Genomic DNA, 21,868 nt, shown 5'->3' on the forward strand with positions numbered 1-21,868 from the left:
GTCCTCACCCTGCTCCCGAGGATCTTTCCGGCACGGGAGCATCTCATCCCGTCTCCCGCCGGCCTGGGTCTCGCCTGGACCTTTCACTGGTACTACGGCCTGCTCTTCTTCATCGGGGCCGCCCTCGGATGGTGGGTGCAGAAGAAGCACCCGAAATTGTCGGAAGAGTTTACCTTCCCCGTGGCTTCAGGCTGGATAGCCGGCGAAAGCCTGATGGGCGTCGGACTCGTCATGTGGGAAAACGGGCCCGCTCTCGCGCGCAAGCTCCTCGGTTATTGACCCATCCCTGCTGTTTCATCCGCCTCTCATGGTCCTCTCATCCCGCGCGGTAAACGACTCCCCCTCCGATCCGTCCAAAGAGGTAGGAAGTCGAGAGGTCGAAAGAGGAGGAAGCAGCCATGAGACGGATGATCGGATTCGCCCTCGCAGCGCTCCTGCTGGGCGGTTGTGCCGTGTACGCCGATCCGTATCCATACGCGGGCCCGCCGGTCGGAGGCGTATACGTGGCGCCGGCTCCCGTGGTGGTCGCCCCCGTCTATCGCCCGTGGTGGGGGTGGCATGGCGGATGGCATGGAGGCTGGCGCCGCGGGTAGCGTCCGGCGAGGCTGAGCCAGGGACGAGGCCCCGAGCGTGCGCATGCGCTTCGGGGCCTCTGCTTGTCTGACCATCAGTGCGGCGCGAGTGTGACCCTCCCGGTTTGGGCGTCGATCGTCACGGTGAACTGATCGAGGAAATCCCGACCGAGCAGACCGTCGGCCTGACGCAGGTTGCCGTCATACGCAACGATGGCGAGCGGCCCGGCTTTGGCCCCGCCAACCTCCAGCGAGGTTATCCAGACGACGTCGGCCGGGCCCGCCCCGGTGACACCGCGCACCTCGGCGCGACCGGATGCCACCACGGGAATGCCAAGCCTGGACAGCGCGCCGGGCGAGACCAGCGTGCGGTCCGCGCCGGTGTCGAGCACGAGCGTGATGGGGCCGAGGCCGTTGAGGCGGGCGCTCACGATCACGGGCGAGCCTGGGGTGAAGGTGATCGTGGTGAGCGACGAGCGTTCGATCGCCGGCACCGCCGGCTGGGGCGAGGCGTAGAGCGCGCGGGCCCGCGAGCGGTACGGCGCCGGAACGCTCTCGATGCCGGTGCTGTAGTGGATAACGCCCTCATCATCGACCCAGTGATACACCTGCGCCAACGCTGATCCAGGCAGGATCAAGAGCATGCAGAGGATCGCAGCAAGCGAGAGCCGCATAACTGCATTATGGCACCCGTCCGACCGGGGTCAAAACTGGTCGCTGAAGGGTGACCTCGCCTTGGTCGTCCCTAAATCCTCCCTCCGCTTGAATGGGTAACCGTGACTTCGGATGTACGACCTCCTGCTCGGTAACCGAAATTTTGATGTGATGCGGACTATTGCCACCGGCCCTGATCCCCGCTAAGATTCGTCAGCCTCGCGGCCGACTCATGCCTCGCCGCGTTCCACGCGTACCCGTGAAGGAGATGCTCTCTGGCTGAGCAGGCTGATCCCAAAGCGCTCGACTCGCTCATCCGCAAGGGCGAGGTGGACACCGTGCTCACGGTGTTTCCCGACGGCATGGGACGGCTCATGGGCAAGCGCGTGGTCGGTCGGTACTTCCTCGACCACGTGCTGGAGGACGGCGTCCACGCCTGCATCTATCTCTTCACCGTCGACATGGAGATGGAGCCGCTCCCGGGCTTCACCCTGACGTCATGGGAACGTGGCTATGGCGACATGAAGATGGTGCCGGACTTGGGGACGTGGCGGCTCCTGCCGTGGCTGCCCAAGACGGCCCTCGTCTTCTGCGACGTCTACACCGAGGAAGGGAAGCCCATCGAGGAGGCGCCCCGCTGGGTGCTCAAGCGTCAGCTCGCGCGGGCCGCCCGGCGGGGCTTCACCGTCAAGACGGCCTCCGAGCTCGAGCTCTATCTGTTCCGCGAGTCCTTCGACGAGGCGCGGGCCAAGCGCTACCAGGGCCTGACGCCCGTGTCGAGCTACCTCGAGGACTACCACATCCTCCAGACGACCAAGGAAGAGCCGCTCGTGCGCGCCATTCGCAACGGCATGGAGGGGGCACGCGTGCCCGTGGAGTTCTCCAAGGGCGAGTGGGGGAAGGGCCAGGAAGAGATCAACCTCCGGTACGCCGAGGCGCTCGAGATGGCCGACCGCCACGTCCTCTACAAGCACGGCGTCAAAGAGATCGCCTGGCAGCAGGGCAGCTCTATCACCTTCATGGCGAAATACGACATGGGGGCGGCGGGCTCGTCCTGTCATCTCCACTCCTCGGTGTGGGACAAGACGGGCCGCCGCAATCTCTTCGCGGGCCGCGGCCGGCAGGGCACGGCGCTCTTCCAGGAGTGGCTGGCGGGGCAGATGGCCATGGCGCGCGAGTTCGCCTACTTCTACGCGCCGACCATCAACGCCTACAAGCGCTATCAGGCGGGCTCCTTCGCGCCCACGCGCATCGTCGCGGGGTGGGACAACCGCACCTGCGGCTTCCGGCTCTGTGGCGAGGGCGCCGGCTTCCGGGTGGAAAACCGCATTCCCGGAGCCGACGCCAATCCCTACCTCGCCTTCGCGGCCACCATCGCCGCGGGACTCCACGGGATCGACAAGAAGCTCAAGCCGCCCAAGCTCTACGACGGCAATGCCTACGAGGACCCGAAGCTGGCCCAGGTGCCGAAGACGCTTCGCGAAGCCCTCGACGCGCTCGAGCGCTCCAAAGTCGCTCGCGAGACCTTCGGCGAGACCGTGGTAAAGCACTACCTCCACCATGGCCGTCTCGAGCAGCAGGCCTTCGATCAAGCCGTCACCGACTGGGAGCTCACGAGACTGTTCGAGAGAATCTAACTTCGCCCCTCACCCTGCCCTCTCCCCAGAGGGGAGAGGGATCCTTTTCTTGAAACCTCCCCCCGGAGGGGGAGAGGGCCGCTGTTAGAGCTGAGACGCTCGCCTCGAGCGGCGAGGCGAGGCTGAGTGAATGAGGGGGAGAAAAGGAACGGGGAAAGCACAGATGGGATCAAGGCTCAAGGGCAAGGTGGCGCTGATCACGGGCGCCGGGATGGGGATGGGTCGGGAGGCGGCCATCCTCTTCGCCGAGGAAGGCGCGCGCGTCGTGGTCTGCGATATCAACAAGCCGGCGGCGGAGGAGACGGTGGCGCTCGTCGAGAAGACGGGTGGGCAGGGTCTCGCCGCGGTGGGCGATGTTGCCGTCGAGGAGGACGTGAAGCGGATGGTGGAGGAAGGGGCCCGCCGCTTCGGCGCCCTCCACGTCCTCTACAACAACGCGGGCGTCCTGTGGAAGGACAAGGACCGCTCGGTGCTCGAGACCGACGGCACGCAGTGGGACCGTGTCATGGCCATCAATCTCAAGAGTGTCTTCTGGGTGACCAAGCACGGCATCCCGCATCTGCAGAAGGCCGGGGGCGGCTCCATCATCCTGGTGGGTTCGGTCTCGGCCCTGGCCGGATTCACCCGCGCCCAGGACGCGTACACGGCGGCCAAGGGCGCGCTGATCTCGCTGAACAAGTCGCTGGCCATCCAGTTCGCCAAGGATCAGATCCGCTCCAATATCATCCACCCGGGCATCGTCGAGACCCCGCTGCAGGCGCCGTACCTCACGCCCGAGCTCAGAGCCGAGTTCAAGACGGGCATCCCGTTGGGCCGCATCGGCCAGCCTCGCGACATCGCCTATGCTGCGCTCTTCCTGGCCTCGGACGAGTCGGCCTTCATGACGGGCGCCGAGATGGTCGTCGACGGCGGCTTCATGGCCCAATGACCCTGGAGGCTCTCTCATGCTGACACGGACGCTCGCATAGCATGTCTCGCTCTGATGGCCCTCGCGCTCTGGGCGTCGCCCAAGTAAGGCCCGCGTAAGGTGACTGCGCGCGGCGCGGCCCAGCCGGCGCTCCCGTCGGGGCTCGACCTCGACGCGGGGCTCTCCCGGCTGGGCTACGCCGCCTTCCGCCCCGGCCAGCGCGAAGCCGTCGAGACGCTGCTCGCCCAGGGCCGCCTCCTTCTCGTCGCGCCCACGGGCGGCGGCAAGAGCCTCATCTACCAGCTTCCCGCCCTCCTCCTCGGCGGGACGACCCTGGTCATCTCGCCCCTCATCGCCCTCATGCAGGATCAGGTCGAGGCCCTCAACGCGCGCGGCGTGCCCGCGACGTTTCTCGCCTCCACCGTGGAAAGCGGGGAGATGCGCGCGCGGATGGCCGCGGCCGCCCGCGGCGCCTATCGCCTCCTGTACGTCGCCCCCGAGCGCCTGACCTTCCCGGGCTTCAAGAGCGTGATCGCGGATCTCCACTGCCCGCTCGTGGCCGTGGACGAGGCCCACTGCATCAGCGAGTGGGGACACGACTTCAGGCCGGAATACCTCGAGATCGGCGCCCTCCTCGCCGAGCTCTCCGGGGCCCGGGTGCTCGCGTGCACGGCCACCGCCACCCCCGTAGTCCGCGACGAGATCCTGGCGCGACTCGGGCTGCCCGCCGACACGCCGCAGCTCGTCCGGGGCTTCGCCCGGCCCAATCTGTCATTGCGCGCGGTGGAAGTGGAGGGCCGCCGCGACCGCGCCGAGCGCGTGGAGGCGGCCCTGGCCGAGGCGCTCGGGCGTCCGGGCGAGGGACGCGGCGCCGCCATCGTCTACGCGCCCACCCGACGCTCCGCCGAGGAGGAAGGCGCTCGGCTCGCCGGGCTGGGCTGGCGCGCGCGCGTGTACCACGCGGGGCTCTCGCCCGGGGAGCGCGATGGGGCGCAGCGCGACTTTCTCGAAGGCCGGGCCGAAGTCATCGTGGCCACCAATGCCTTCGGCATGGGCATAGACAGGGCAGATGTGCGGGCCGTCCTTCACCTGGGTCCGCCGGGCTCGCTGGAGGCGTACTACCAGGAGGTCGGGCGCGCCGGACGTGATGGCGCCCCCGCCCTCGGCCTGCTGTGCATCTCGTCGCGCGACCTGCCGTTGCGCCGCGCCCTCATCGAACGCGGGGGCGACGGCGTCACCCCCGAGCCGGCCGTGGTCGAGCACAAGTGGGGGCTCTTCCTCGAGCTCATGCGATGGGCCGAGGGCGGCAGCTGCCGGCACGACGCCATCCTGCGCTATTTCGGCGACGAGGCCGAGACGCTTGACGGCTGCGGCCGCTGCGACGTCTGCCGCGCTCTCGTGGATCCTGGAGACGCGCACGACGCCGACGCGGTCACCCTCATCGTGCGCAAGGCGCTCTCCGGGGTGGCCCGCGTGCACGACCGCTTCGGCCTTCAGACGGCGGTGGCCCTCATCCACGGGGACGCAGACGAGCGGCTCGCCCGAAGCGGTCTCGCGGCCACCCCCACCTTCGGCAATCTCCGCGAGCACTCGCGCGAGTGGCTCATCCGGCTGCTCCGCCGCTGCGTCACCGCGGGCTGGGTCAGCTTCACGGGGGCGGAGCGGCCCGTGGTCACCCTCACGGAGGAGGGCCGCGCGGTGATGAAGGGCGCGCGGCCCGCGCGGCTCCTGCTTCCTGCCGTCGCCGACGCCGCGCGGGTGGCCGCCGCCCCGCGCCCGAAGCGTCGCGCCGCTCAGGACGACGAGCTCGATACCCAGGGCCAGGCCCTCTTCGAGGCGCTTCGCGCCTGGCGGCTGGCCGTCGCGCGCGAGGAGGCCATGGCGCCCTTCATGGTCGCCTCCGACCGCACGCTGAGAGACATCGCGCGGCTGCGCCCGCGGACGCTCGATGAGCTGGCCATGGCCTATGGCATAGGGCGGCACAAGGCCGATCGCTACGGCCTGGCCGTGCTGCGCGTGGTCACCGAGGCGGCCCGGCCATGAGCGCCATGGGCCGTCCCGCGGTCACGGGAGGCTGAGATGTCCCTCGACAAGAAGACCGCGCTCGTCACGGGGGCCGCCCGAGGCATTGGGCTCAGCATCGCCTCGCGGCTGGCCGCCGACGGCGCGCGCGTGGCCGTCCTGGACCTGGATGCCGAGGCGGGGCGAGCAGCCGCGAGCAAGATCGGGGCGGGGACAATGGCCATTGCCGCCGACGTGACCAAGACCGCGGAGGTCGAATCCGCCGTGAGCCGGGTCGTCGAGCAGTGGGGCCGGCTGGACATTCTCGTCAACAACGCCGGCATCACGGGTCGCTCGTTTCCCATCTGGGAGCTGTCCGACGAGGACTGGCGGCGCGTGATCGACGTCGACCTCACGAGCGTCTTCCTGTGCTGCCGGGCCGCGGTCAAGGTCATGCTCGGCCAGGGCGCCGGCCGCATCATCAATATCGCGTCCATCGCCGGCAAGGAGGGCAACCCGACCCTGGTGCCCTACTCCACGGCCAAGGCCGGCGTCATCGGCCTGACGAAGGCGCTCGCCAAAGAAGTGTGCACCCGAGGGATCCTCGTGCACGCGGTGGCCCCCGCCGTGATCGGCACCGAGCTGCTCCAGCAGATGGAGAAGAGCACGGTGGATGTGCTCGTCTCCAAGATTCCCATGGGGCGCGTGGGCCGTCCGGACGAGGTGGCGGCGCTGGTGGCCTGGCTGGCCTCGGACGAATGCTCGTTCACGACGGGCGCGGTGCACGACCTATCCGGAGGCCGCGCCACCTACTAGCGCAGGCGGCTGAAAGAGGCCGATCTGCTTCGTTGGCGAGCGCCGCGGCGCCCCTCAACGTACAGAGAGTACGCCTCGGGGGCCGCGGCGCTCGCCGCCTCGCATCTCGACCTTTTTGAGCCGCCTGCGGGCTTGGAGCCGAAGCTATCTGCGGATGGGAGGGGCAGGTGGACGCGTGATTCTCTTGGTCAGGACCGTGGCGACGAAGTCATCGGCGACCTTGTCTATAGCCTTCTCCACGAGCGCCTGCTGCCCCTGGTAGACCGTCTTGAAGAACCACTTGCCCGCGTCGGACTCCAGGAACTCGACATAGGCACGCAGCTCGATATCGGTGGCCTCGCGATACGTGTACAGCATCTCGCGCAGGACGTCGTCGCTGACCATGTCCCGGATCTGCGCGCGAAAGACGTCGAGGGCGACCTGCGTTTGCGCTACCTCCTGGCGCTCCGGTCCGGAGAGGATCTGCTCGATGCCTCGATTCCAGCCAGTGACGGCCGCTTTCTCGGCGGCAAAGGTTCCCTCGGAGGCGCGAGAGGCCTCGTCGAGGCTGAAGATGAGCACGAGGCGATAGTCGGACGGCTGCTTGTTCTCGAGGCTGGCCAGGTAGATTTTCCGCGCCGGCGCTATCCCCGGCTCCGTGGCCGCCTGCTCGAGCCGTGTCATCTTCCGGCCCGTGGCGGAGCGATACCAGATCAGGACGCGCGTGAGGGCATCGCCATCATAGCCTTCGAGGAGGGCCTCCCGGATGGGCCTGGCATAGGCTTCGGGTGAGAAGGCGGCGTCCAGGGTGTGGGTGAGCCACCGGCGCGCGTCATAGTCGATGCGCCCGTCATCGTCGAGGATCTGCTTCATCCGCGCGCGGACAAGGGCCAGGTGGCTGCGTATGCCGGAGATGCGCAGGGCCTCGTCGACGCGAGCGCTCCTGTCGTCCGGCAGCACGGGCGGGGTTTTCTGCCGTGCCCGACTCTTGTCTTGAGCCTGGGCCTTGCCCGTGACATCCAGATCGGCCAATCCAAGGACAAGCAAGGCCGCGATCCAGAGGAGAGCGGAGCGACGGAGCAAGATCATTCCGGTGAGCCTAGCATCGTGGAGGCCCCCGGGGCAATTACGGCAAGAGCTCCGGCCGCAGAGCGGCGGCCAGGAGGGCGACCTTGGACACCGACTCCGTGATGCGATCATCCAGGGCCATGGCCACCGCCTCCCGAAACGGGACCACCCGGCGCTCGAAGAACTCGTCGTCATCGGCGGCGAGGGGATCGGGGGTGAGGTCCAGGCCCAGGAAGCAATGCGCCGTCTCGTCCAGGTAGGCGTTGGACGGGTAGAAGCGGGTGAGGAAGGTCAGACGACCGGCGCGATGGCCGCCCTCCTCACGCAGCTCGCGCTGCGCCGCGGCCTCGGGCGATTCACCGAGCTGTCCGCCGCCGCCCGGCAGCTCCCACGAGGCCTCGCGGGCGAGATGGCGGAACTGACGGATGAGGAGGACGTGATCGCGGTCGACGAAGGGCACTACCCCCACGGTCAGGCCCACGTGCAGCACCGGGTAGCGCCGCTCCGTGCCGTTGGGCAGCCGCCAGGCGTCCTCACGCAATGTGAGCTTTCCAAGATGCTGCAGCGTGGAGGAGCCGAGGAAGTGCCAGGTGCGGTCCATGCGAAGCCCTGGCCCGACATTATACTTGTGCTATCCTCCGGGACATGTCCTCCGACTCGCATGTGGAGCGCCTGATGGGCAAGCTGGTACGCGCGGTGGAGGTGTCACTGGAAGCGACCCAGGCCGCGCGCGATGCCGTGGCCGAGATCCTCAAGCGCGGGGCGGAAACGGGCATCCTTTTCTCGCGTCCCCGGGGCGGCGCGCCGGTCTCGGAGCTCGAGCTGACCGAGCGGGACCGCGACTTCCTCCGCTCACTCGGTATCCGACCCGATCGGGGCTAGGCCATGCGCGCGGTGCTCCTGCTGGCTGTCCTGGTCATCGCCTTCGTGTTCATCTCCCCGATGCTGCGTGGATGGCGGCTCCGGCTGGGCGGGGCCGAGACCGAGCGGCCCGATCCGCTCGTGAAGGATCCGTTCTGCGGCACCTATGTGGTGCGCTCGCGGGCGATTCGCCGGGAGAGCGGCGGCGAAGCGCTCCACTTCTGCAGCGTCGAGTGCGCCGCGCGCTTCGCGCGAGGCGACCGCCCGGTTTCCTGACTCGCGTGCCGTACCGCGTGCTCGTCTGCGACCTCGACGGCACCTTGCTCCTCGACCCGCCCGACCTCGATCCGGATCTCGTCGCGGGCTGCCGCCGGGCCGTCTCGCGCGGGCTCATCTTTTGCGTGGCCACGGGCCGCATGCCCCCCGGGGCCGAGCGGTACATCGCGGAGCTCGACGCGGCCGGACCCGGGGTCTTCTACAACGGCGCCCTTGTGCGCGATTCCGAGGACGGGCGCGACCTGATGCGCCTGACCCTTCCGCGCGGGCTCATCTGGCGGGCCCACGAGATCTTCGCTCACGCGCCCGTCAACCCCCTCTTCTATCGAGACGATCAGCTTTACTGTCTCGACGAGAGCTGGGCGGCCCGCCTCTACTCAGAGGAGCAGGCGGTGCCGCTGGAGGTCATCGACCAGCCGGCCGATTTCCTCAGCATGGGCGGGTTCGTCAAGTCCCTGTTCATCGGTCATCCCGAGACGCTTCCCATCGTCCGTGACGATCTGACGCGGGCCGTGGGCAAGGAGGCGCGGCTCGTCATGACCCGGCGAGACTACCTCGAGATGATTCCGCCCACGGCCTCCAAGGGCGCGGCCCTCCGCGTGGTGGCCGATCACCTCGGCATGCCCCTCGAGGACATCGTCGCGGTGGGCGATCAGGAAAACGATCTGGAGATGATCCTGGCGGCGGGTCTTGGCGTCGCCATGCCGCAGGCGCCCGAGGCCGTGCGGGCCAAGGCCGGGCGGGTGGCGCCAACGCCGGACAAGGGCGGGCTCCTCGCTCTGTTCCGAGAGATCCTGCCCGAATACTTCAGCTGATCTGGCGACCTCCGGCCGGGTTGGTCCGGGGCGCCTCGGCTCTCGTCAAATCCTTCGCGGAGTTAGCCTCCCGCTGAATCGGGGAATCCCTGACGGTCTCCAGGGATTCGTCCGGTTATACTGACCGAGACTCACGATGAGCGACGAGACCCCCACTCCTATCGCCCGACCGGCGGCGGAGCCGCCCGCGGCGAGCGAAGTCCTCGAGGCCCGGCGGCGCGAGACCACGGGACTCCTGGCCGTCGCCCGCGTGGTAAGCACCACGACTGATCTGCCCGAGGCTCTCCGGCTCATCTGCCGGGAGCTCGGGCGGCTCACGGGAGCCGAGACGGTGTCGGCCTATCTCCACGATGGCCGCACGAGCCTGCTCCGGCCCATTGCCGCTCATGGAGTGCCCAAGCAGGCCGTGGAGGCCCTCAGCACGACGGCGCTCTCGCTCGACGTGCCCGCCGTCGCCGAGGGGCTCTTCAGCCACGGGCACATCGTCTGGTCGGACGATGTCGCGGGCGATCCGCGCTTCGCCGTGCAGCCCTTCAAGCGCTTCCCCCACCAGGCCGGCCTGGTCATCCCCATCGTCCTCGACGGGAAGATCTCCGGCGCCTTCCATCTGATCTGGTGGGAGCAGCGCCGGCGCTTCGACGCGGCGGAGCTGGCTCCGCTCCAGGTCATCGGCGAGCAAGCGGGGATCCTCCTGAACCACGCGCGGCTGCGGGACGCCCTCGAGGGGCGCGCCATGCGGTTGCGGGCCCTGTCCCGCGTCAACCAGGTCGTCTCGTCCTCGCTCGACGAGCGCGAGGTCCTGGGCACCATCGCCCGCGCCGCCGCCGAGATGATGGGCGCGCCCTTCGTCTCCTTCTGGGTCGCCGACGAGGTGACGCATACGGTCACGCGACGCGCGGTCTCGGACGAGACACTGGCCGTGGGGCTGCCCGACGCGCCCGTCGCCTACGGCGAGGGCGCCCTAGGCTGGGTCGCCGAGCGTCGCCAGAACCTGGACGTGCCCGATGTGACGCGGGACGAGCGCTTCGTCTTCCGCGACTGGTGGGCCGCGCGCGGGTTCAGGAGCTTCCTCGGCGTGCCCGTCATGCTCGAGGGCTCGCTCCTCGCCGTGCTCGCGATCTGCGGTCGGGCCCCCCTCCATCTGGGACCCGACGAGCGCGAGCTCCTGGAGAGCTTCGTGGCGCAGGCCGCGGTCGCCGTGCGCAATATGCGCCTGTACGCGGAGTCTGCTCTCTACGCCAACCGGCTGGAGACCTTGACGGGCCTGAGCCGCACCCTGACCGCCTCGCTCGATCCCGAGACCATCCTGCCCGCCGTGGTGGACGCGGCCCTCACCCTCTTCCCCGGCGGCGCCTGCCAGCTCTGGACGCTCGAGGGCGAGCGCTTGCGCCTGCGCGCCGAATCCGGAGAGGAGCCGTCCGGCCCGCGCCGTGGGCCTCTCGAGCTCGCACTCGGCGAGGGCGTGGTCGGCGAGGTGGCGGCCCGCGGCCGCTCGATCTTCGTGGACGATCTGCCCGCCCGTCTCGCCACGAGGCCGGACCCGTCGCTGGCTCCGGCCTTCGTCAAGGCGGGGATGGTCTCGGCCGCCACCCTGCCCCTCCTCGTCGCGGGGCAGGCCGTCGGCGTCGTCTGCCTCATGAGCGCCACGCGCCGCACCTTCACCTCGAGCGAGACCAAGGTCATGGAGGCCTTTGCCGAGCACGCCGCGGTGGCCCTGACCAAGGCCCGGCTCTTCCAGGACATCCAGGACCGCCGGCGGGTGAGCGAGGAGCTCTACACCCTGACCGTGGGCATGATGCGCTCCATGGATGTCCAGCAGCGCGTCGACACCTTTGTCCACGGCGCGCGCGAGGCGCTGAACTTCGACCGGATCAGCGTGCTCCTCGCCGACCCTGATGAGCACACCTTCGTCGTCGCCGCGAGCAGCGATCCCGAGGCGGCGGGCCGCCGGGTGCTGCCCATCGCGGGCAGCGGCGCCCTCGAGCGAGCCTGGACCTCGGGCGAGACGGTCATGGTGCTGACGGATGCCGATCTCGAGGCGCTGCCTCCGCTGCACCTGGACCTGCGGGAGCACCCGCTCCTGAGGCTGCGACGCTTCGCCGCGGTGCCCCTGCGCTTCCAGGAGCGCTCGATCGGCGTCGTGCTCGTGGACAACAAGGGCAGCCGTCGGCCCATCATGCGGCGAGGCGTCGCCCAGCTCGAGCTCTTCTGCCAGCAGCTCCAGAGCCTGGTCTCCAACGCCCGCCTCTGGGCGGAGACCCAGCGCCGCGAGCGGGACGCCACCCTGCTCCTCGATGTCACCCGTCGGCTGTCCTCCACCCTCGATCTCGAGCAGGTGCTCGACATCATCACGGAGAGCACGCTCGGGGTCCTCGAGTGCGACGCCTCGGGCTTCTACCGCTGGGACGCGGCGCGAAACGGCCTCGTCTTCGTCCGCGGCCGCCATGTGCCCGAGGCCATGACGCGCGCCATCGTGCTGCGCGCCGGGGAAGGGGTGAGTGGCCGCGCCTACGCGGAGCGCAAGCCCTCCTGGACGGCGGACGCGCACGCCGACCCTTCCCTCGGCTATTCCCAGGCGACCCGCGCGGCCCTGGCCGTCGAGGGCGCCCCGCGCGCTTTCATCGCGGCGCCCATCGTCATCCGCGACGAGGTGTTCGGCGTGCTCATGGGCGCCTCGCGGGAGCCGCGCCTCTTCTCCGAACAGGACGTGCACGTGCTCTCGACCATGGCCGCCCAGGCCGCGGTGGCCATCGAGAATGCGCGGCTCTACACGGTGACCCAATACAATCTCGCCGGGGCGGCCCTCCTGAACGACGCGGCCCGCACGCTGCATCGCACGCTCGACGCCCGGCGTCTGCTTCCCGACGCGCTGGCCAGCCTCGGGCAGACCTTCAACGCGGTGGGCGCCGCCGTCATGCTTTTCGGCGACACGGGCTCCGGGCAGGCCAAGGTCATTCGCTGGGGCACCTTGCCCGAGGACGCCGTGCGCGCGCTCGCCGAGCCGCTGCGACGGCGGGAGGCGCCGCTCCTCGTACCGGACGTGACGGCACGTCCGGAGCTGCTCCCCGAAGGTCTCCTCGAGCGTGGTCCGCGCGGTCTGGCCGCCTTCCCGGTGCGCGGCCGGAGCCGGGTGCTGGGAGGTCTCGTCCTCGTCTTCGCGGGGCCGCGCTCGCTCTACGAGGCGGAGACCCGGCTGCTCGCCGCCTATGCCGACCAGCTCGCCATGGCCCTCGACAATGCCGCGCTGTTCGAGGAGGCGGAGAACAAGAAGACGCAGCTCGAACAGGTCTTCGCCTCGACCACCGACGGCTTTCTCGTGGCCGATCTTTCCGGTCGCATCGTCGCCTTCAACCGCCAGGGCGGTGACCTCCTGGGCATCTCCCCCGAGGAAGTCATCGGGCGCCCCTTCCATCGCCTCGTGGACGCGCTGGGGCCGGCCGTGGCCTGGGAGGCGGCGGGCGGGCGGGCCCTGGAGACCGTGATCACGGGCGGCCGGCCCGAGGCTGCCCTCGGCGATCTCGAGGTGCGCATGCCGGAGCCGCGCACGCTGGGATGGCGCGCGGCGCCCATGCGCGATCTGCTCGGCGGAGCCGTGGGCGTCACCATCACGTTCAACGACGTCACGCGGCAGCGCGAGATCGACCGGATGAAGACCGAGTTCGTCTCCACCGTGTCGCACGAGCTCCGCACGCCGCTGACGTCCATCAAGGGCTCGCTCCACCTGCTCCTGTCGGATCCCGCCCTCACCCTCGACCATACCCAGCGCCAGCTGATCGACATCTCCGTCAAGAACACCGACCGCCTCATCCGGCTCATCACCAATATCCTCGACATCTCCAAGATCGAGGCGGGCCACATCCAGCTCGACCTGGGGCCCCACCAGGTGGACGAGTTCGTGTCGGTGGCCGTGGACGGCATCGCGGCCTTCGCGGAGTCGCGCGGCATCACCATCACCGTCGACACGGATGCGGGGCTGCCGCCCCTCAAGGTGGATGTCGATCGCATGGTGCAGGTCGTCACCAATCTCCTGTCCAACGCCATCAAGTTCTCGCCCCCGGGCGGCAGCGTGAGCGTGACGGTGAAGCCCACGGGCCGAAAGGCCGAGCTGCGCGTGCGCGACCAGGGCCGTGGCATCGCCGCCGATGACATGGGCAAGCTCTTCAAGAAGTTCCAGCAGCTGGACGGTAGCAATGTCCGCTCGGTCGGGGGCACGGGGCTGGGCCTGGCCATCTGCCGGGGGATTGTCGAGGAGCACGGAGGCTCGATCGGGGTGGAGAGCCAGCTCGGCCAGGGGGCGACCTTCATCGTCAAGCTGCCCCTCCCGGTCGTGGAGGCGCCGCGGCCCGTCGACCGGGAATCCAGCGTGCCGAGCGGTCCGCTCATCCTGGTGGTGGACGACGAGCCCGACATCCGGATGCTCTTGCGGGACCAGCTCGAGCTGGAGGGATTTCGCGTGCTCGAGGCGGGCCGTGCCCTGGAGGCAGTCGAGATCGCGCGCGAGCGGCTGCCCGACCTCGTGACCATGGACCTGATGCTCCCGGACCTCGACGGCTTCGAGGCCATCCGCCTCCTGCGCGAGAACGAGCGCACGCGGGAGACGCCCGTGGTCATCCTGTCCGCCATCGAGCTGGGCGACGACGACACGCGCGCCTTGGGTCCCACCGTCCACCTCGCCAAGCCGTTTTCCTCCGCGGATCTCCTGGCGGCGATCCGCGCCAACCTTCGTGTGGATCGGAGCGTCGGCCGATGACCTCTTCGCGCATCCTCGTGGTGGACGACGAAGCGGACATCAGCACCATCCTCTCGGTGACCCTGCGCCGCGCCGGCTTCGAGGTCGAGACGGCCGGTGATGGCGTCGAGGCCATCGACCAGATCAGACGCCAGCCGCCCGACCTGGTGATCCTGGACGTGATGATGCCGCGCGCCGACGGCCTCGAGACCCTCAAGCGTATCCGCGAGCACGGGCCCACCGCGCAGCTGCCTGTCATCATGCTGACGGCCAAGACCCAGCTCGCGGACAAGATCCAGGGCTTCGATCGCGGCGCCGACGACTATGTCGCCAAGCCGTTCGAGCCGTCGGAGATGCTGGCGCGCGTGCAGTCGCTGCTGAAGCGCACGGCTCTGGCGCGCCTGACCGGCCCCCTCATGGGCGTGCTGGGCGACTGGTTCAATCGAGAAGGGGTGGCGCAGCTCACCCGCGATCTCGAGGCCGCGCGCGACATCCAGCAGCGCCTGCAACCTGCCGTGCCGTCCGCGCTGGCCGGTCTCGAGGTGGGCGCGCTCCTCCGCCCCTCGACCATGGTGGGCGGCGACTTCTTCGACATCTTCCCCATGGGCGAGCGGATCGGCGTGGCCGTGGGCGACGTCTCCGGCAAGGGCATCCCGGCCGCCCTGCTCATGGTCATGGTCCGCACCCTGTTGCGCGAGATCGCGCGGGGGCTCAGCGAGCCCGCGGAGGTCCTGGCCAAGCTCAACGCCTCCCTGTGCCGCGACATGCCGCCGTCCATGTTCGTCACCCTCGTCCTCGGCGTGCTCTTCCCGGGTCAGGTGGGACGCGTGGCCTTGGCCTCGGGCGGTCACCCGGAGCCGCTCCTCATGCGCGCCACCGCGAAGCCGGCCCCCGTGCGCGTGGGCGGCATGATCCTGGGTGTATTCGAGGAGACGGACTTCGAGCAGGTCGAGATCGATCTCGAGTCGGGCGATAGCGTCGTCCTCCTCACCGACGGTCTCATCGAGGCGCCGGACAAGGAGGGCAAGCGTCCAGGGCTGCCGCGGGCCCTCGAGGTCCTCGCTCGCTCGCGCGATCTCACGGCTCAGGGCCAGGCCGAGGCCCTGGCCGCCGACGTGCTCGAGCGCGGGGCGGCCCAGGTCCACGACGACATGACGACGTTCATCCTCAGGCGCCCCTAGACTAGGAGGCTGTTCAAGTAGTTCGCATGCCCTCGCGAGCAAGAACGTTCGGCTTCGAGCGCCGGCTTGGCCGGCGCAGTTGTCAGATTGCTTGCCTCGGACGGCGGGGCCCCAGCCCCACGACGTCCTGCGGCTCGCACTGCGTCGGGGGGAGGATTCGGAAGGGGGGCGGAGCCCCCCTCCGAGATACTTAGGAGGCGGCCGTGCCCAGAGTGCGCGAGATCGAAGACGACGGCGGCGATCCCATCTTGAAGGAAGTCTTCGCTCGACAGCATGAGCTCTTCGGGGGCCTACTGAATCCGACCAAAGTTCTCGCGCACTGCCCGCCTATCCTCAAGGCGGCCGCCCAGCTCTCAGCCTCCATCGAGAAGTCCGGCCGGCTGCCCGCGGAGCTGCTGCCTCTGCTCTATCTCCGCGTGGCGCTGATCAATGGGTGTCCGTTCTGAATTGACATCAACGCATCCCGGGGGATGCAGGCGGGGGCGGACGAGGACAAGGTGAGAGAGGTGCCGACCTGGCGCGAGAGCACGCGCTTCTCGACCATGGAGCGCGCGGCCCTCGAATACGCGGAGGCCATGACCATCACGGGCCAGAAGGTGAGCGACGAGCTTTTCGCCCGCCTCCGGACCATCTTCGACGAGGGGCAGATCGTCGAGCTCACGGCCGCGGTGGCCCTCGAGAACTTCCGCAGCAAGTTCAACGTGCCGCTGGGGATCGAGGCGCAGGGGTTCTGCACGATTACACCCCGCGCATCGAGCGACGCGGAGAGTCACCGCTCGTGACCGAGCGACGGCTGCTTGCGGCACCCCAGCGGCACCCGGGTTCTTGTCGTGACGCGCAGTGCGCGCGCAGGCAGGTCTGGCTCACATTCCCATTCGTGGGAGAAGCCCGCGCCGCGTAGAGGTTCGCATCCCTTCAAGTGGAAACATCCAGCCTTTGGGTTTATGAGGGGAATTCGTAGCCCTGCGACAACCAACCTCGCCTAGCTAGCAAATTCGGGCGCCTGAGGTGGCTCTCACGTGACGGTTCCCGACGCGATTGGCGCGACTATTCTGGACAGAAATCGAAGAGATGCTCTGGTGGCAACACGCAATCCGATGCGAATCGCAGACTTACAGGGGGCCTCCGTGTGGCACGGGGACTGCGTGCTCTGGATTGGTATGGCCGATGTAGACCGGCCGAGAGATCGAACCAATCCAAGATTGTGGGAGGTTCAAATGATGCGCCTGCGGACATTGGCGTTTCTGTTGCTCGCGGGTCTGATTTTCATTCCGGCTGGGCAAAGCAGTGCACAGGTCAAGTACGTGGACGAGCAGGGCAACACGCACTACGTGCAGCTGGATTCGATGGTGCCAGAGCAGTACCGGGCGAAAGCTAAGCCCATCGGCCGGCTGCCGACGGTTCGCGCCGAAGGCGCGCAGGGCGGCAGACCGTACACTGGTCTATACGGCTCATACGGCGGTAATAGCGGCCCGTCGAGGGTGGATCGAGAGGACGAGGCGAACGCGCAGCGCATGCGGAGCGCGGCTGAGCAGAACCTCCAGCAGAAGCGTGAGGACAAGGCCAGGCAGGACGAATTCAATCGCTGCGTGGGGACCAAACGAACTTGCTTCTAACAGCAGTCCAACGTCTCCTGCTCCAACACGGAGGGCGAGCGATGAGCGCCCGCCGTCTCAACCCGATGGACGAGTCCGCGATCGTCCAGTGCGTGCTTGCCTCTTTCATGGTGATAGGCGTGATGGTCTACCTTATCGGTATCTCATGGTGATGGGCGCGGTGATTTACCTTATCGGTCAGACCAGGGACCGCCCCGGCACGCTCAGGCGGGCTCAGCGACCGGGCGCCAGTGCTCCTCGATCCGATCGATCAATCCCTTCTCATCCTTGACGAGCTTCTTGCTGAAGTCCCAACCCGCACCGGGCGACATATCCTTCTCGGCTCTGGCCTCGTGGGGCTGGGTGGAATCGCATGGAGACAACACCGCCACAAGGCCTAGCAGCATCGACAGGACGGTGTCGTCCCCGCGAGCGTCGAGCCCCCTCGCCGCTCGTGGTGTTTTCAGAAGCGCCTTGGGAATCACGCGCAGGGATCAAGCGTTCTTTTAAGGAAGTCTTCGCCCGACCGCATGAGCTCACCAGCTCGTTCGTGAGGAAACCAGCTCCCGACCGGAAGCGTCGCACGGGCGCGCGCCGGCCCACTGAGCGTACGCGTCGAGTGAGAAGCGGGTGGAAGAGGCGATCTGCTGGGCATCGTCAAAGTCGTGAACCCAGACGCGCCGCTGCGCGCACAATCGGATCGAGTGTGCGTGCACGCCGAAATAGTCTCCCCTCCCTTCCAGATGATCCATGCGGTCGGGGTATGTCGCGAGGACGTGATCAGGCCGACCGTATACTTCCGTGATCTGCGGATCCGTTCGGAAGTATCAGCCGAACCTCGGGATCCGGCCGGACCGTTCGGCCAAGCTCGTCCGCAATTGTTGGGCGAACTCGAACATCGCGGCGTAGCCTGCCCAGTCGGCGGGATCCGACCGTGAGAGCTGAAACGCGTCGGGTTCTACGTCGAAGCTCAGGAAGGCGGGTATTTGCCCTCGTGGCCATCCTCGCGTACCGGCACGGAATGGATCCACGCCTGACCGCCCGTCAGCGCGGCCGCGGCGGCGGCTCGGCGGGGAAGCTCGCTCGGCCCCGCACGATGATCTCGAACACCTCGTGGCCCCCGGCGGAGCACAGCCCTTCTTCCAGAATCTCGCATTGCCCTTTGCGGAGGACGGCATAGAGGAATCTCGCGAGATGGACGTGCTGCTCGGGCTTGACCTTGGCCGCCGCGGCCAGATGGGCGACGCAGTAGCCGAGGGGAAGACTTCCCGGCAGCTGACGCTGCAGCACCGCCAGGACTCGTTCCTCCTGCGACCGTGACAGCACCATGGGTCGCGCGCTACCGCGCTGCGGGTGACGGCGTCATGAGCAAGATGGTCCTCCGCTCGGAGAACAGCAAGATCAAGGCCACGCGACAAGACCACGCACAATCAGCCGGTTAGACGGCGCGTGGGCGAGGCTCTGACGGAGAAGGTCAGAGGAAGTGACGTGGGGCCTCAATGGACGCCGGCGGGTCTCCCGCGACGCAAGAGGACGATGAGATACCCCACGATGGCGAGATTGATGGCGATGACGATCAGCCGCGTCAAGGTCACGTGTCTCGACAGCTCGTAGAGCTCGAGCGGGATGAACGAGCCCGTGACGATGACGGTGAAGTATTCGGCCCAGCGCTGTCGAAGCAGGAGCCCGATGCCTTCCGTCAGCAGCAACGCGGCATAGCAGAAGGTGCCGAGGCTGATGGCTTTCAGCTTGCGGTCGTCAACAGAGAGGAGCCTCGTCAGCACACGATCGGCATAGCGATTGTCCGGGTCTACGTGGACGTGCTCGAACCACCCGGCGACCACGTCGGCCACATCCTTGTGCAGCATGTGCAGCGCTCCGACACCGACGGCCACCAGCATGAGGCCCTTGGCGAGCTTGAAGCCGCCGATGACCCAGAGGGCCCTAGGGCCCGAGCGCATGAAGGTCCTCGACTTTTGCATGGGTCGAGAGTAGCAGAGGCTCGCCGAGCGCCTGGCACGCTCTGCCGCGAATCTCGCGGATTTCCCGCGAGAAACTGACCGCGCCAGGAACTCCCGGCCGACGGCCGGATGATGATATTCTGACCAGGCCATGTGCGGCATCGTCGGCTACGTCGGGGACAGCTTCGCCGAGATCGTGGTGGTGGACGGTCTCAAGCGCCTGGAATACCGGGGCTATGACTCTGCGGGTCTCGCCGTGCCTCTCCACGGCGGTCTCAAGCTCCTCCGCCGGGTCGGCAAGATCGTCAATCTGGAGCGCGAGGTGCTCCGGGAGCCCCTGCAAGCGCACGTGGGCATCGGCCACACCCGCTGGGCCACCCATGGCGCGCCGACGGAGGCCAATACCCACCCGCATACGGACGCGGCGGGACAGATCGCCGTCGTGCACAACGGGATCATCGAGAACTATCTCGAGCTTCGCCGCGAGCTCGAGGCGGCGGGACATCATTTCACCTCGGCCACCGATACCGAGGTCGTGCCCCATCTGGTGGCCGCGGGCCTGGCCCGGGGGCTCGACCTGGTGGAGGCCTTCCGGGCGGCCCTCCGGCGTCTCGAGGGCAGCTTTGCCCTCGGTCTCGTCTCGGCCGCGCATCCCGACGTGATTCTCGGCGCGCGCCGCTCGAGTCCGCTCGTGGTCGGCTATGGCGAGAAAGAATTCCTCCTCGCCTCCGACGTCCTCGCCATCCAGTCCTACGCCGAGGCGGTGAGCTATCTCGAGGACGGCGACGTCTGCGTGATCGACGCCTCGGGGGTCGGGCTGAGCGACCTCGAGGGGCGGCATGTGGAGCGGCCCCGCCACAAGGTGGATCGCGAGAGCCTGGCCGTGCGCAAGGAAGGCTATCGCCACTTCATGGCCAAGGAGATCCACGAGCAGCCGCGCGTGCTCGCCCAGACCATCTCGGGCCGCATCGCCGACAGTGGCCGTGACGTGGTGCTCGACGGCGTCGGCCTCACGGGCGACCAAGTCCGCGAGCTCGAGCATGTCCAGATCGTGGCCTGCGGGACGTCATGGCACGCCGGGCTCCTCGGCCGCTATCTCATTGAAGGGCTGGCGGGCATCCCGGTTCGTGTGGACTACGGGTCAGAATTCCGAGGGCGTGCCGCGCTTCTGCCCAAGCGCTCGCTCTTCCTCACCATCTCGCAGTCGGGCGAGACCGCCGACACGCTCACCGCGCTTCGGGGCATCCGCGGGCAGGGGGTGCGGACGCTCACGGTCTGCAATGTGCCGACCTCCTCCATGGTCCGGGAGTCCGACGATGCGGTGCTGACCCTGGTCGGCCCCGAGATCGGCGTCGCCTCGACCAAGGCCTTCACGGGCCAGATCCTCGCCCTCGCCCTCCTGGCCGCCCACTGGGGCGTGACGCGAGGGACGCTCAGCCCGGTGGAGGCGCAGAATTTCCTCGAGCATCTCGTCCGGCTCCCGGGTCTGGTGGAGCACGCCTTCACCGTCGAGCCGGCCCTGCTCGAGGAAGCCCGCATCCTGGCGGAGGCGCGGAGCGTCCTCTACCTCGGGCGGGGCATCAATTACCCCGTGGCCCTCGAGGGCGCGCTCAAGCTCAAGGAGCTTTCGTACATCCACGCCGAGGGCTATCCGGCGGGCGAGATGAAGCACGGGCCCATCGCGCTGATCGACCCCCGCTTCCCCATCGTGGCCGTGGCGGGGAGCGGTCAGGATCAGGTCAAGCTCTTGTCCAACCTCTCGGAGGTCCGGGCGCGCGAGGCGCGGGTCACGCTCGTCACCACGGATCCCGAGATGCCGGCAAGCGCCGCGGACCGGATCATCGTGGTGCCGCGGACCTCGCCATGGCTCGAGCCCATCCTTCTCGTGCTGCCCCTCCAGCTCCTGGCCTATCACACGGCGGTGCTCAAGGGCTCGGACGTGGACCAGCCGCGCAACCTCGCCAAGAGCGTGACCGTCGAATGACGCGTCCGACCGCCGACGGCATCTTTTCCATGACGAGCGAGGCGGGAGAGCTCGTCCGCCTCCGGAAGTGGCTGCGCGAGGAGCTCGAAGGGCATGGCCTCCCGCGCCCCGACCAGTCGAACCTGCTCCTGGCCGTGGGTGAGCTCTGCAACAACTCGATCCAGCACGCCTATGAGGGTCAGTCCGGAAAGCCCATCCGTGTCTCCGTGCGGGCCTCCGAGGAGGCGCTGACGATAGAGGTCGAGGACTTCGGCAAGCCCTTCGACGCCGAGCAATACGAGGCGCCGAACCTGGAGGCCGTGCCCGACCACGGATACGGTATCTTCCTGGTGAAGACGATTGCCGATAACCTCTCCGTGGACATTGCCCGGGAACGCGGCACCCGGTGGACCATCGTCAAATACCGCCCCGGCCGTGGTCCTGCGGCCGGTAAAGAGGGCGGGGCGCCCCGTTCGTGAGCGGAGGAGAGCATGGACATTGATGTGACCCAGTCCAGTGAGGTGACCGTGGTCGCGCCGAAAGGCGACCTGGACATGGCGGCCGCGGACCAGGTGAAGCGGACGCTCGGCGGGCTCATCGGGAAGGGTCAATCCCGGCTCGTCATGGATCTGGGCGGCGTGGGTTATATCGACAGCTCGGGCATGGGCGTGCTCGTCGCGGCCATGAAGCAGGCTCGTGCCGCGGGCGGTGACGTCCGGCTCTGCGGGCTGCAGGAGGACGTCCGCGCCATCTTCGAGATGACCCGCCTGATCAAGGCCATGAGCGTCCACCCGACACGTCAGGAGGCGCTCGCCTCTTGGCGCTAGGTGGCTCGGAGGAGGGCTCCGCCCCC

At 68.4% G+C, this 21,868-nt stretch carries 23 protein-coding genes; 17 read left to right on the plus strand and 6 right to left on the minus strand.

Annotated features, from left to right (window positions below):
* Positions 1-279, plus strand: a 279-nt coding sequence (locus VGT00_07975; protein HEV8531338.1) for an OPT/YSL family transporter, incomplete at its 5' end; no start/stop codon positions are given.
* A 119-nt stretch (positions 280-398) separates the two neighbouring features.
* On the plus strand, positions 399-593 hold the full coding sequence (locus tag VGT00_07980; GenBank protein HEV8531339.1) for a hypothetical protein: 195 nt from the start codon (positions 399-401) through the stop codon (positions 591-593).
* A gap of 74 nt (positions 594-667) precedes the next feature.
* On the opposite strand, the gene VGT00_07985 is transcribed toward VGT00_07980, so the two are convergent.
* On the minus strand, positions 668-1,246 hold the full coding sequence (locus VGT00_07985; GenBank protein HEV8531340.1) for an aspartyl protease family protein: 579 nt from the start codon (positions 1,244-1,246) through the stop codon (positions 668-670).
* A 342-nt stretch (positions 1,247-1,588) separates the two neighbouring features.
* Between VGT00_07985 and VGT00_07990 the strand changes: the two genes are divergently transcribed.
* From VGT00_07990 to VGT00_08005, 4 genes are all read left to right on the plus strand, one after another.
* A complete protein-coding gene (locus VGT00_07990) occupies positions 1,589-2,863 on the plus strand; it encodes a glutamine synthetase family protein (GenBank protein HEV8531341.1) in 1,275 nt (424 codons plus the stop codon).
* Positions 2,864-3,026: 163 nt separating this feature from the next.
* Entirely contained in the window at positions 3,027-3,791 is a 765-nt protein-coding gene (locus VGT00_07995; protein HEV8531342.1) for an SDR family oxidoreductase, read from the plus strand.
* Positions 3,792-3,890: 99 nt separating this feature from the next.
* On the plus strand, positions 3,891-5,813 hold the full coding sequence (locus tag VGT00_08000; GenBank protein ID HEV8531343.1) for an ATP-dependent DNA helicase RecQ: 1,923 nt from the start codon (positions 3,891-3,893) through the stop codon (positions 5,811-5,813).
* Positions 5,814-5,849: 36 nt separating this feature from the next.
* Positions 5,850-6,587, plus strand: a complete 738-nt coding sequence (locus tag VGT00_08005) for an SDR family NAD(P)-dependent oxidoreductase (GenBank protein HEV8531344.1) — start codon at positions 5,850-5,852, stop codon at positions 6,585-6,587.
* Positions 6,588-6,731: 144 nt separating this feature from the next.
* Here VGT00_08005 and VGT00_08010 read toward each other — a convergent pair whose 3' ends face one another.
* The gene (locus VGT00_08010) at positions 6,732-7,655 is read right to left on the minus strand and encodes a hypothetical protein (protein HEV8531345.1); all 924 of its coding nucleotides are present in this window, start codon (positions 7,653-7,655) and stop codon (positions 6,732-6,734) included.
* Between the two features lie 37 nt (positions 7,656-7,692).
* The gene (locus VGT00_08015; protein ID HEV8531346.1) at positions 7,693-8,235 is read right to left on the minus strand and encodes an NUDIX hydrolase; all 543 of its coding nucleotides are present in this window, start codon (positions 8,233-8,235) and stop codon (positions 7,693-7,695) included.
* A gap of 74 nt (positions 8,236-8,309) precedes the next feature.
* On the opposite strand from VGT00_08015, the gene VGT00_08020 reads away from it, so the two are divergent.
* From VGT00_08020 to VGT00_08055, 8 genes are all read left to right on the plus strand, one after another.
* Entirely contained in the window at positions 8,310-8,516 is a 207-nt protein-coding gene (locus tag VGT00_08020) for a hypothetical protein (GenBank protein ID HEV8531347.1), read from the plus strand.
* A gap of 3 nt (positions 8,517-8,519) precedes the next feature.
* Positions 8,520-8,771 carry a hypothetical protein gene (locus VGT00_08025; protein HEV8531348.1) on the plus strand — a complete coding sequence of 84 codons (252 nt, stop codon included), beginning with the start codon at positions 8,520-8,522 and terminating at the stop codon, positions 8,769-8,771.
* Complete coding sequence (locus tag VGT00_08030) at positions 8,729-9,586, plus strand: Cof-type HAD-IIB family hydrolase (GenBank protein ID HEV8531349.1); 858 nt, start codon at positions 8,729-8,731, stop codon at positions 9,584-9,586. Before VGT00_08025 ends, VGT00_08030 begins: the two co-directional genes overlap by 43 nt.
* Positions 9,587-9,722: 136 nt before the next feature.
* Positions 9,723-14,336 carry a GAF domain-containing protein gene (locus VGT00_08035; protein HEV8531350.1) on the plus strand — a complete coding sequence of 1,538 codons (4,614 nt, stop codon included), beginning with the start codon at positions 9,723-9,725 and terminating at the stop codon, positions 14,334-14,336.
* Complete coding sequence (locus VGT00_08040; protein HEV8531351.1) at positions 14,333-15,496, plus strand: SpoIIE family protein phosphatase; 1,164 nt, start codon at positions 14,333-14,335, stop codon at positions 15,494-15,496. Before VGT00_08035 ends, VGT00_08040 begins: the two co-directional genes overlap by 4 nt.
* A 203-nt stretch (positions 15,497-15,699) precedes the next feature.
* Positions 15,700-15,942 carry a hypothetical protein gene (locus VGT00_08045; GenBank protein HEV8531352.1) on the plus strand — a complete coding sequence of 81 codons (243 nt, stop codon included), beginning with the start codon at positions 15,700-15,702 and terminating at the stop codon, positions 15,940-15,942.
* Between the two features lie 51 nt (positions 15,943-15,993).
* Complete coding sequence (locus VGT00_08050; protein ID HEV8531353.1) at positions 15,994-16,278, plus strand: hypothetical protein; 285 nt, start codon at positions 15,994-15,996, stop codon at positions 16,276-16,278.
* Positions 16,279-16,713: 435 nt separating this feature from the next.
* A complete protein-coding gene (locus VGT00_08055) occupies positions 16,714-17,112 on the plus strand; it encodes a hypothetical protein (protein ID HEV8531354.1) in 399 nt (132 codons plus the stop codon).
* Positions 17,113-17,315: 203 nt separating this feature from the next.
* Here VGT00_08055 and VGT00_08060 read toward each other — a convergent pair whose 3' ends face one another.
* The 3 genes from VGT00_08060 to VGT00_08070 form a co-directional block, all read right to left on the minus strand.
* Positions 17,316-17,576 carry a hypothetical protein gene (locus VGT00_08060; protein HEV8531355.1) on the minus strand — a complete coding sequence of 87 codons (261 nt, stop codon included), beginning with the start codon at positions 17,574-17,576 and terminating at the stop codon, positions 17,316-17,318.
* 559 nt (positions 17,577-18,135) lie between these two features.
* Positions 18,136-18,381 (minus strand): hypothetical protein, encoded by a 246-nt coding sequence (locus VGT00_08065; protein HEV8531356.1) that lies wholly within the window; start codon positions 18,379-18,381, stop codon positions 18,136-18,138.
* 206 nt (positions 18,382-18,587) lie between these two features.
* Entirely contained in the window at positions 18,588-19,052 is a 465-nt protein-coding gene (locus VGT00_08070) for a DUF2127 domain-containing protein (GenBank protein ID HEV8531357.1), read from the minus strand.
* Positions 19,053-19,203: 151 nt separating this feature from the next.
* Here VGT00_08070 and glmS point away from each other — a divergent pair, with 151 nt between their 5' ends.
* From glmS to VGT00_08085, 3 genes are read left to right on the plus strand one after another with little or no spacing between them, the layout of a single operon-like run.
* Complete coding sequence (glmS, locus tag VGT00_08075) at positions 19,204-21,036, plus strand: glutamine--fructose-6-phosphate transaminase (isomerizing) (protein HEV8531358.1); 1,833 nt, start codon at positions 19,204-19,206, stop codon at positions 21,034-21,036.
* Positions 21,033-21,494: an ATP-binding protein gene (locus VGT00_08080; protein ID HEV8531359.1), complete on the plus strand. Its 462-nt coding sequence runs from the start codon at positions 21,033-21,035 to the stop codon at positions 21,492-21,494. The genes glmS and VGT00_08080 overlap by 4 nt, the downstream gene beginning before the upstream one ends.
* 12 nt (positions 21,495-21,506) lie before the next feature.
* Positions 21,507-21,842, plus strand: coding sequence for an STAS domain-containing protein (locus VGT00_08085; protein ID HEV8531360.1), 336 nt, complete (start codon positions 21,507-21,509; stop codon positions 21,840-21,842).
* Positions 21,843-21,868: the final 26 nt, after the last annotated feature.

The organism is Candidatus Methylomirabilota bacterium (assembly GCA_036002485.1).
In the GTDB taxonomy this organism is placed as follows: domain Bacteria; phylum Methylomirabilota; class Methylomirabilia; order Rokubacteriales; family CSP1-6; genus AR37.

Bases quoted from the DNA above. Each gene is read 5' to 3' on its own strand.
- VGT00_07980 (HEV8531339.1), top strand. From the start codon at position 399: ATGAGACGGATGATCGGATTCGCCCTCGCAGCGCTCCTGCTGGGCGGT.
- VGT00_07985 (HEV8531340.1), bottom strand. From the start codon at position 1,246: ATGCGGCTCTCGCTTGCTGCGATCCTCTGCATGCTCTTGATCCTGCCT.
- VGT00_07990 (HEV8531341.1), top strand. From the start codon at position 1,589: ATGGGACGGCTCATGGGCAAGCGCGTGGTCGGTCGGTACTTCCTCGAC.
- VGT00_07995 (HEV8531342.1), top strand. From the start codon at position 3,027: ATGGGATCAAGGCTCAAGGGCAAGGTGGCGCTGATCACGGGCGCCGGG.
- VGT00_08005 (HEV8531344.1), top strand. From the start codon at position 5,850: ATGTCCCTCGACAAGAAGACCGCGCTCGTCACGGGGGCCGCCCGAGGC.
- VGT00_08010 (HEV8531345.1), bottom strand. From the start codon at position 7,655: ATGATCTTGCTCCGTCGCTCCGCTCTCCTCTGGATCGCGGCCTTGCTT.
- VGT00_08015 (HEV8531346.1), bottom strand. From the start codon at position 8,235: ATGGACCGCACCTGGCACTTCCTCGGCTCCTCCACGCTGCAGCATCTT.
- VGT00_08020 (HEV8531347.1), top strand. From the start codon at position 8,310: ATGGGCAAGCTGGTACGCGCGGTGGAGGTGTCACTGGAAGCGACCCAG.
- VGT00_08025 (HEV8531348.1), top strand. From the start codon at position 8,520: ATGCGCGCGGTGCTCCTGCTGGCTGTCCTGGTCATCGCCTTCGTGTTC.
- VGT00_08035 (HEV8531350.1), top strand. From the start codon at position 9,723: ATGAGCGACGAGACCCCCACTCCTATCGCCCGACCGGCGGCGGAGCCG.
- VGT00_08040 (HEV8531351.1), top strand. From the start codon at position 14,333: ATGACCTCTTCGCGCATCCTCGTGGTGGACGACGAAGCGGACATCAGC.
- VGT00_08055 (HEV8531354.1), top strand. From the start codon at position 16,714: ATGATGCGCCTGCGGACATTGGCGTTTCTGTTGCTCGCGGGTCTGATT.
- VGT00_08070 (HEV8531357.1), bottom strand. From the start codon at position 19,052: ATGCGCTCGGGCCCTAGGGCCCTCTGGGTCATCGGCGGCTTCAAGCTC.
- glmS (HEV8531358.1), top strand. From the start codon at position 19,204: ATGTGCGGCATCGTCGGCTACGTCGGGGACAGCTTCGCCGAGATCGTG.
- VGT00_08080 (HEV8531359.1), top strand. From the start codon at position 21,033: ATGACGCGTCCGACCGCCGACGGCATCTTTTCCATGACGAGCGAGGCG.
- VGT00_08085 (HEV8531360.1), top strand. From the start codon at position 21,507: ATGGACATTGATGTGACCCAGTCCAGTGAGGTGACCGTGGTCGCGCCG.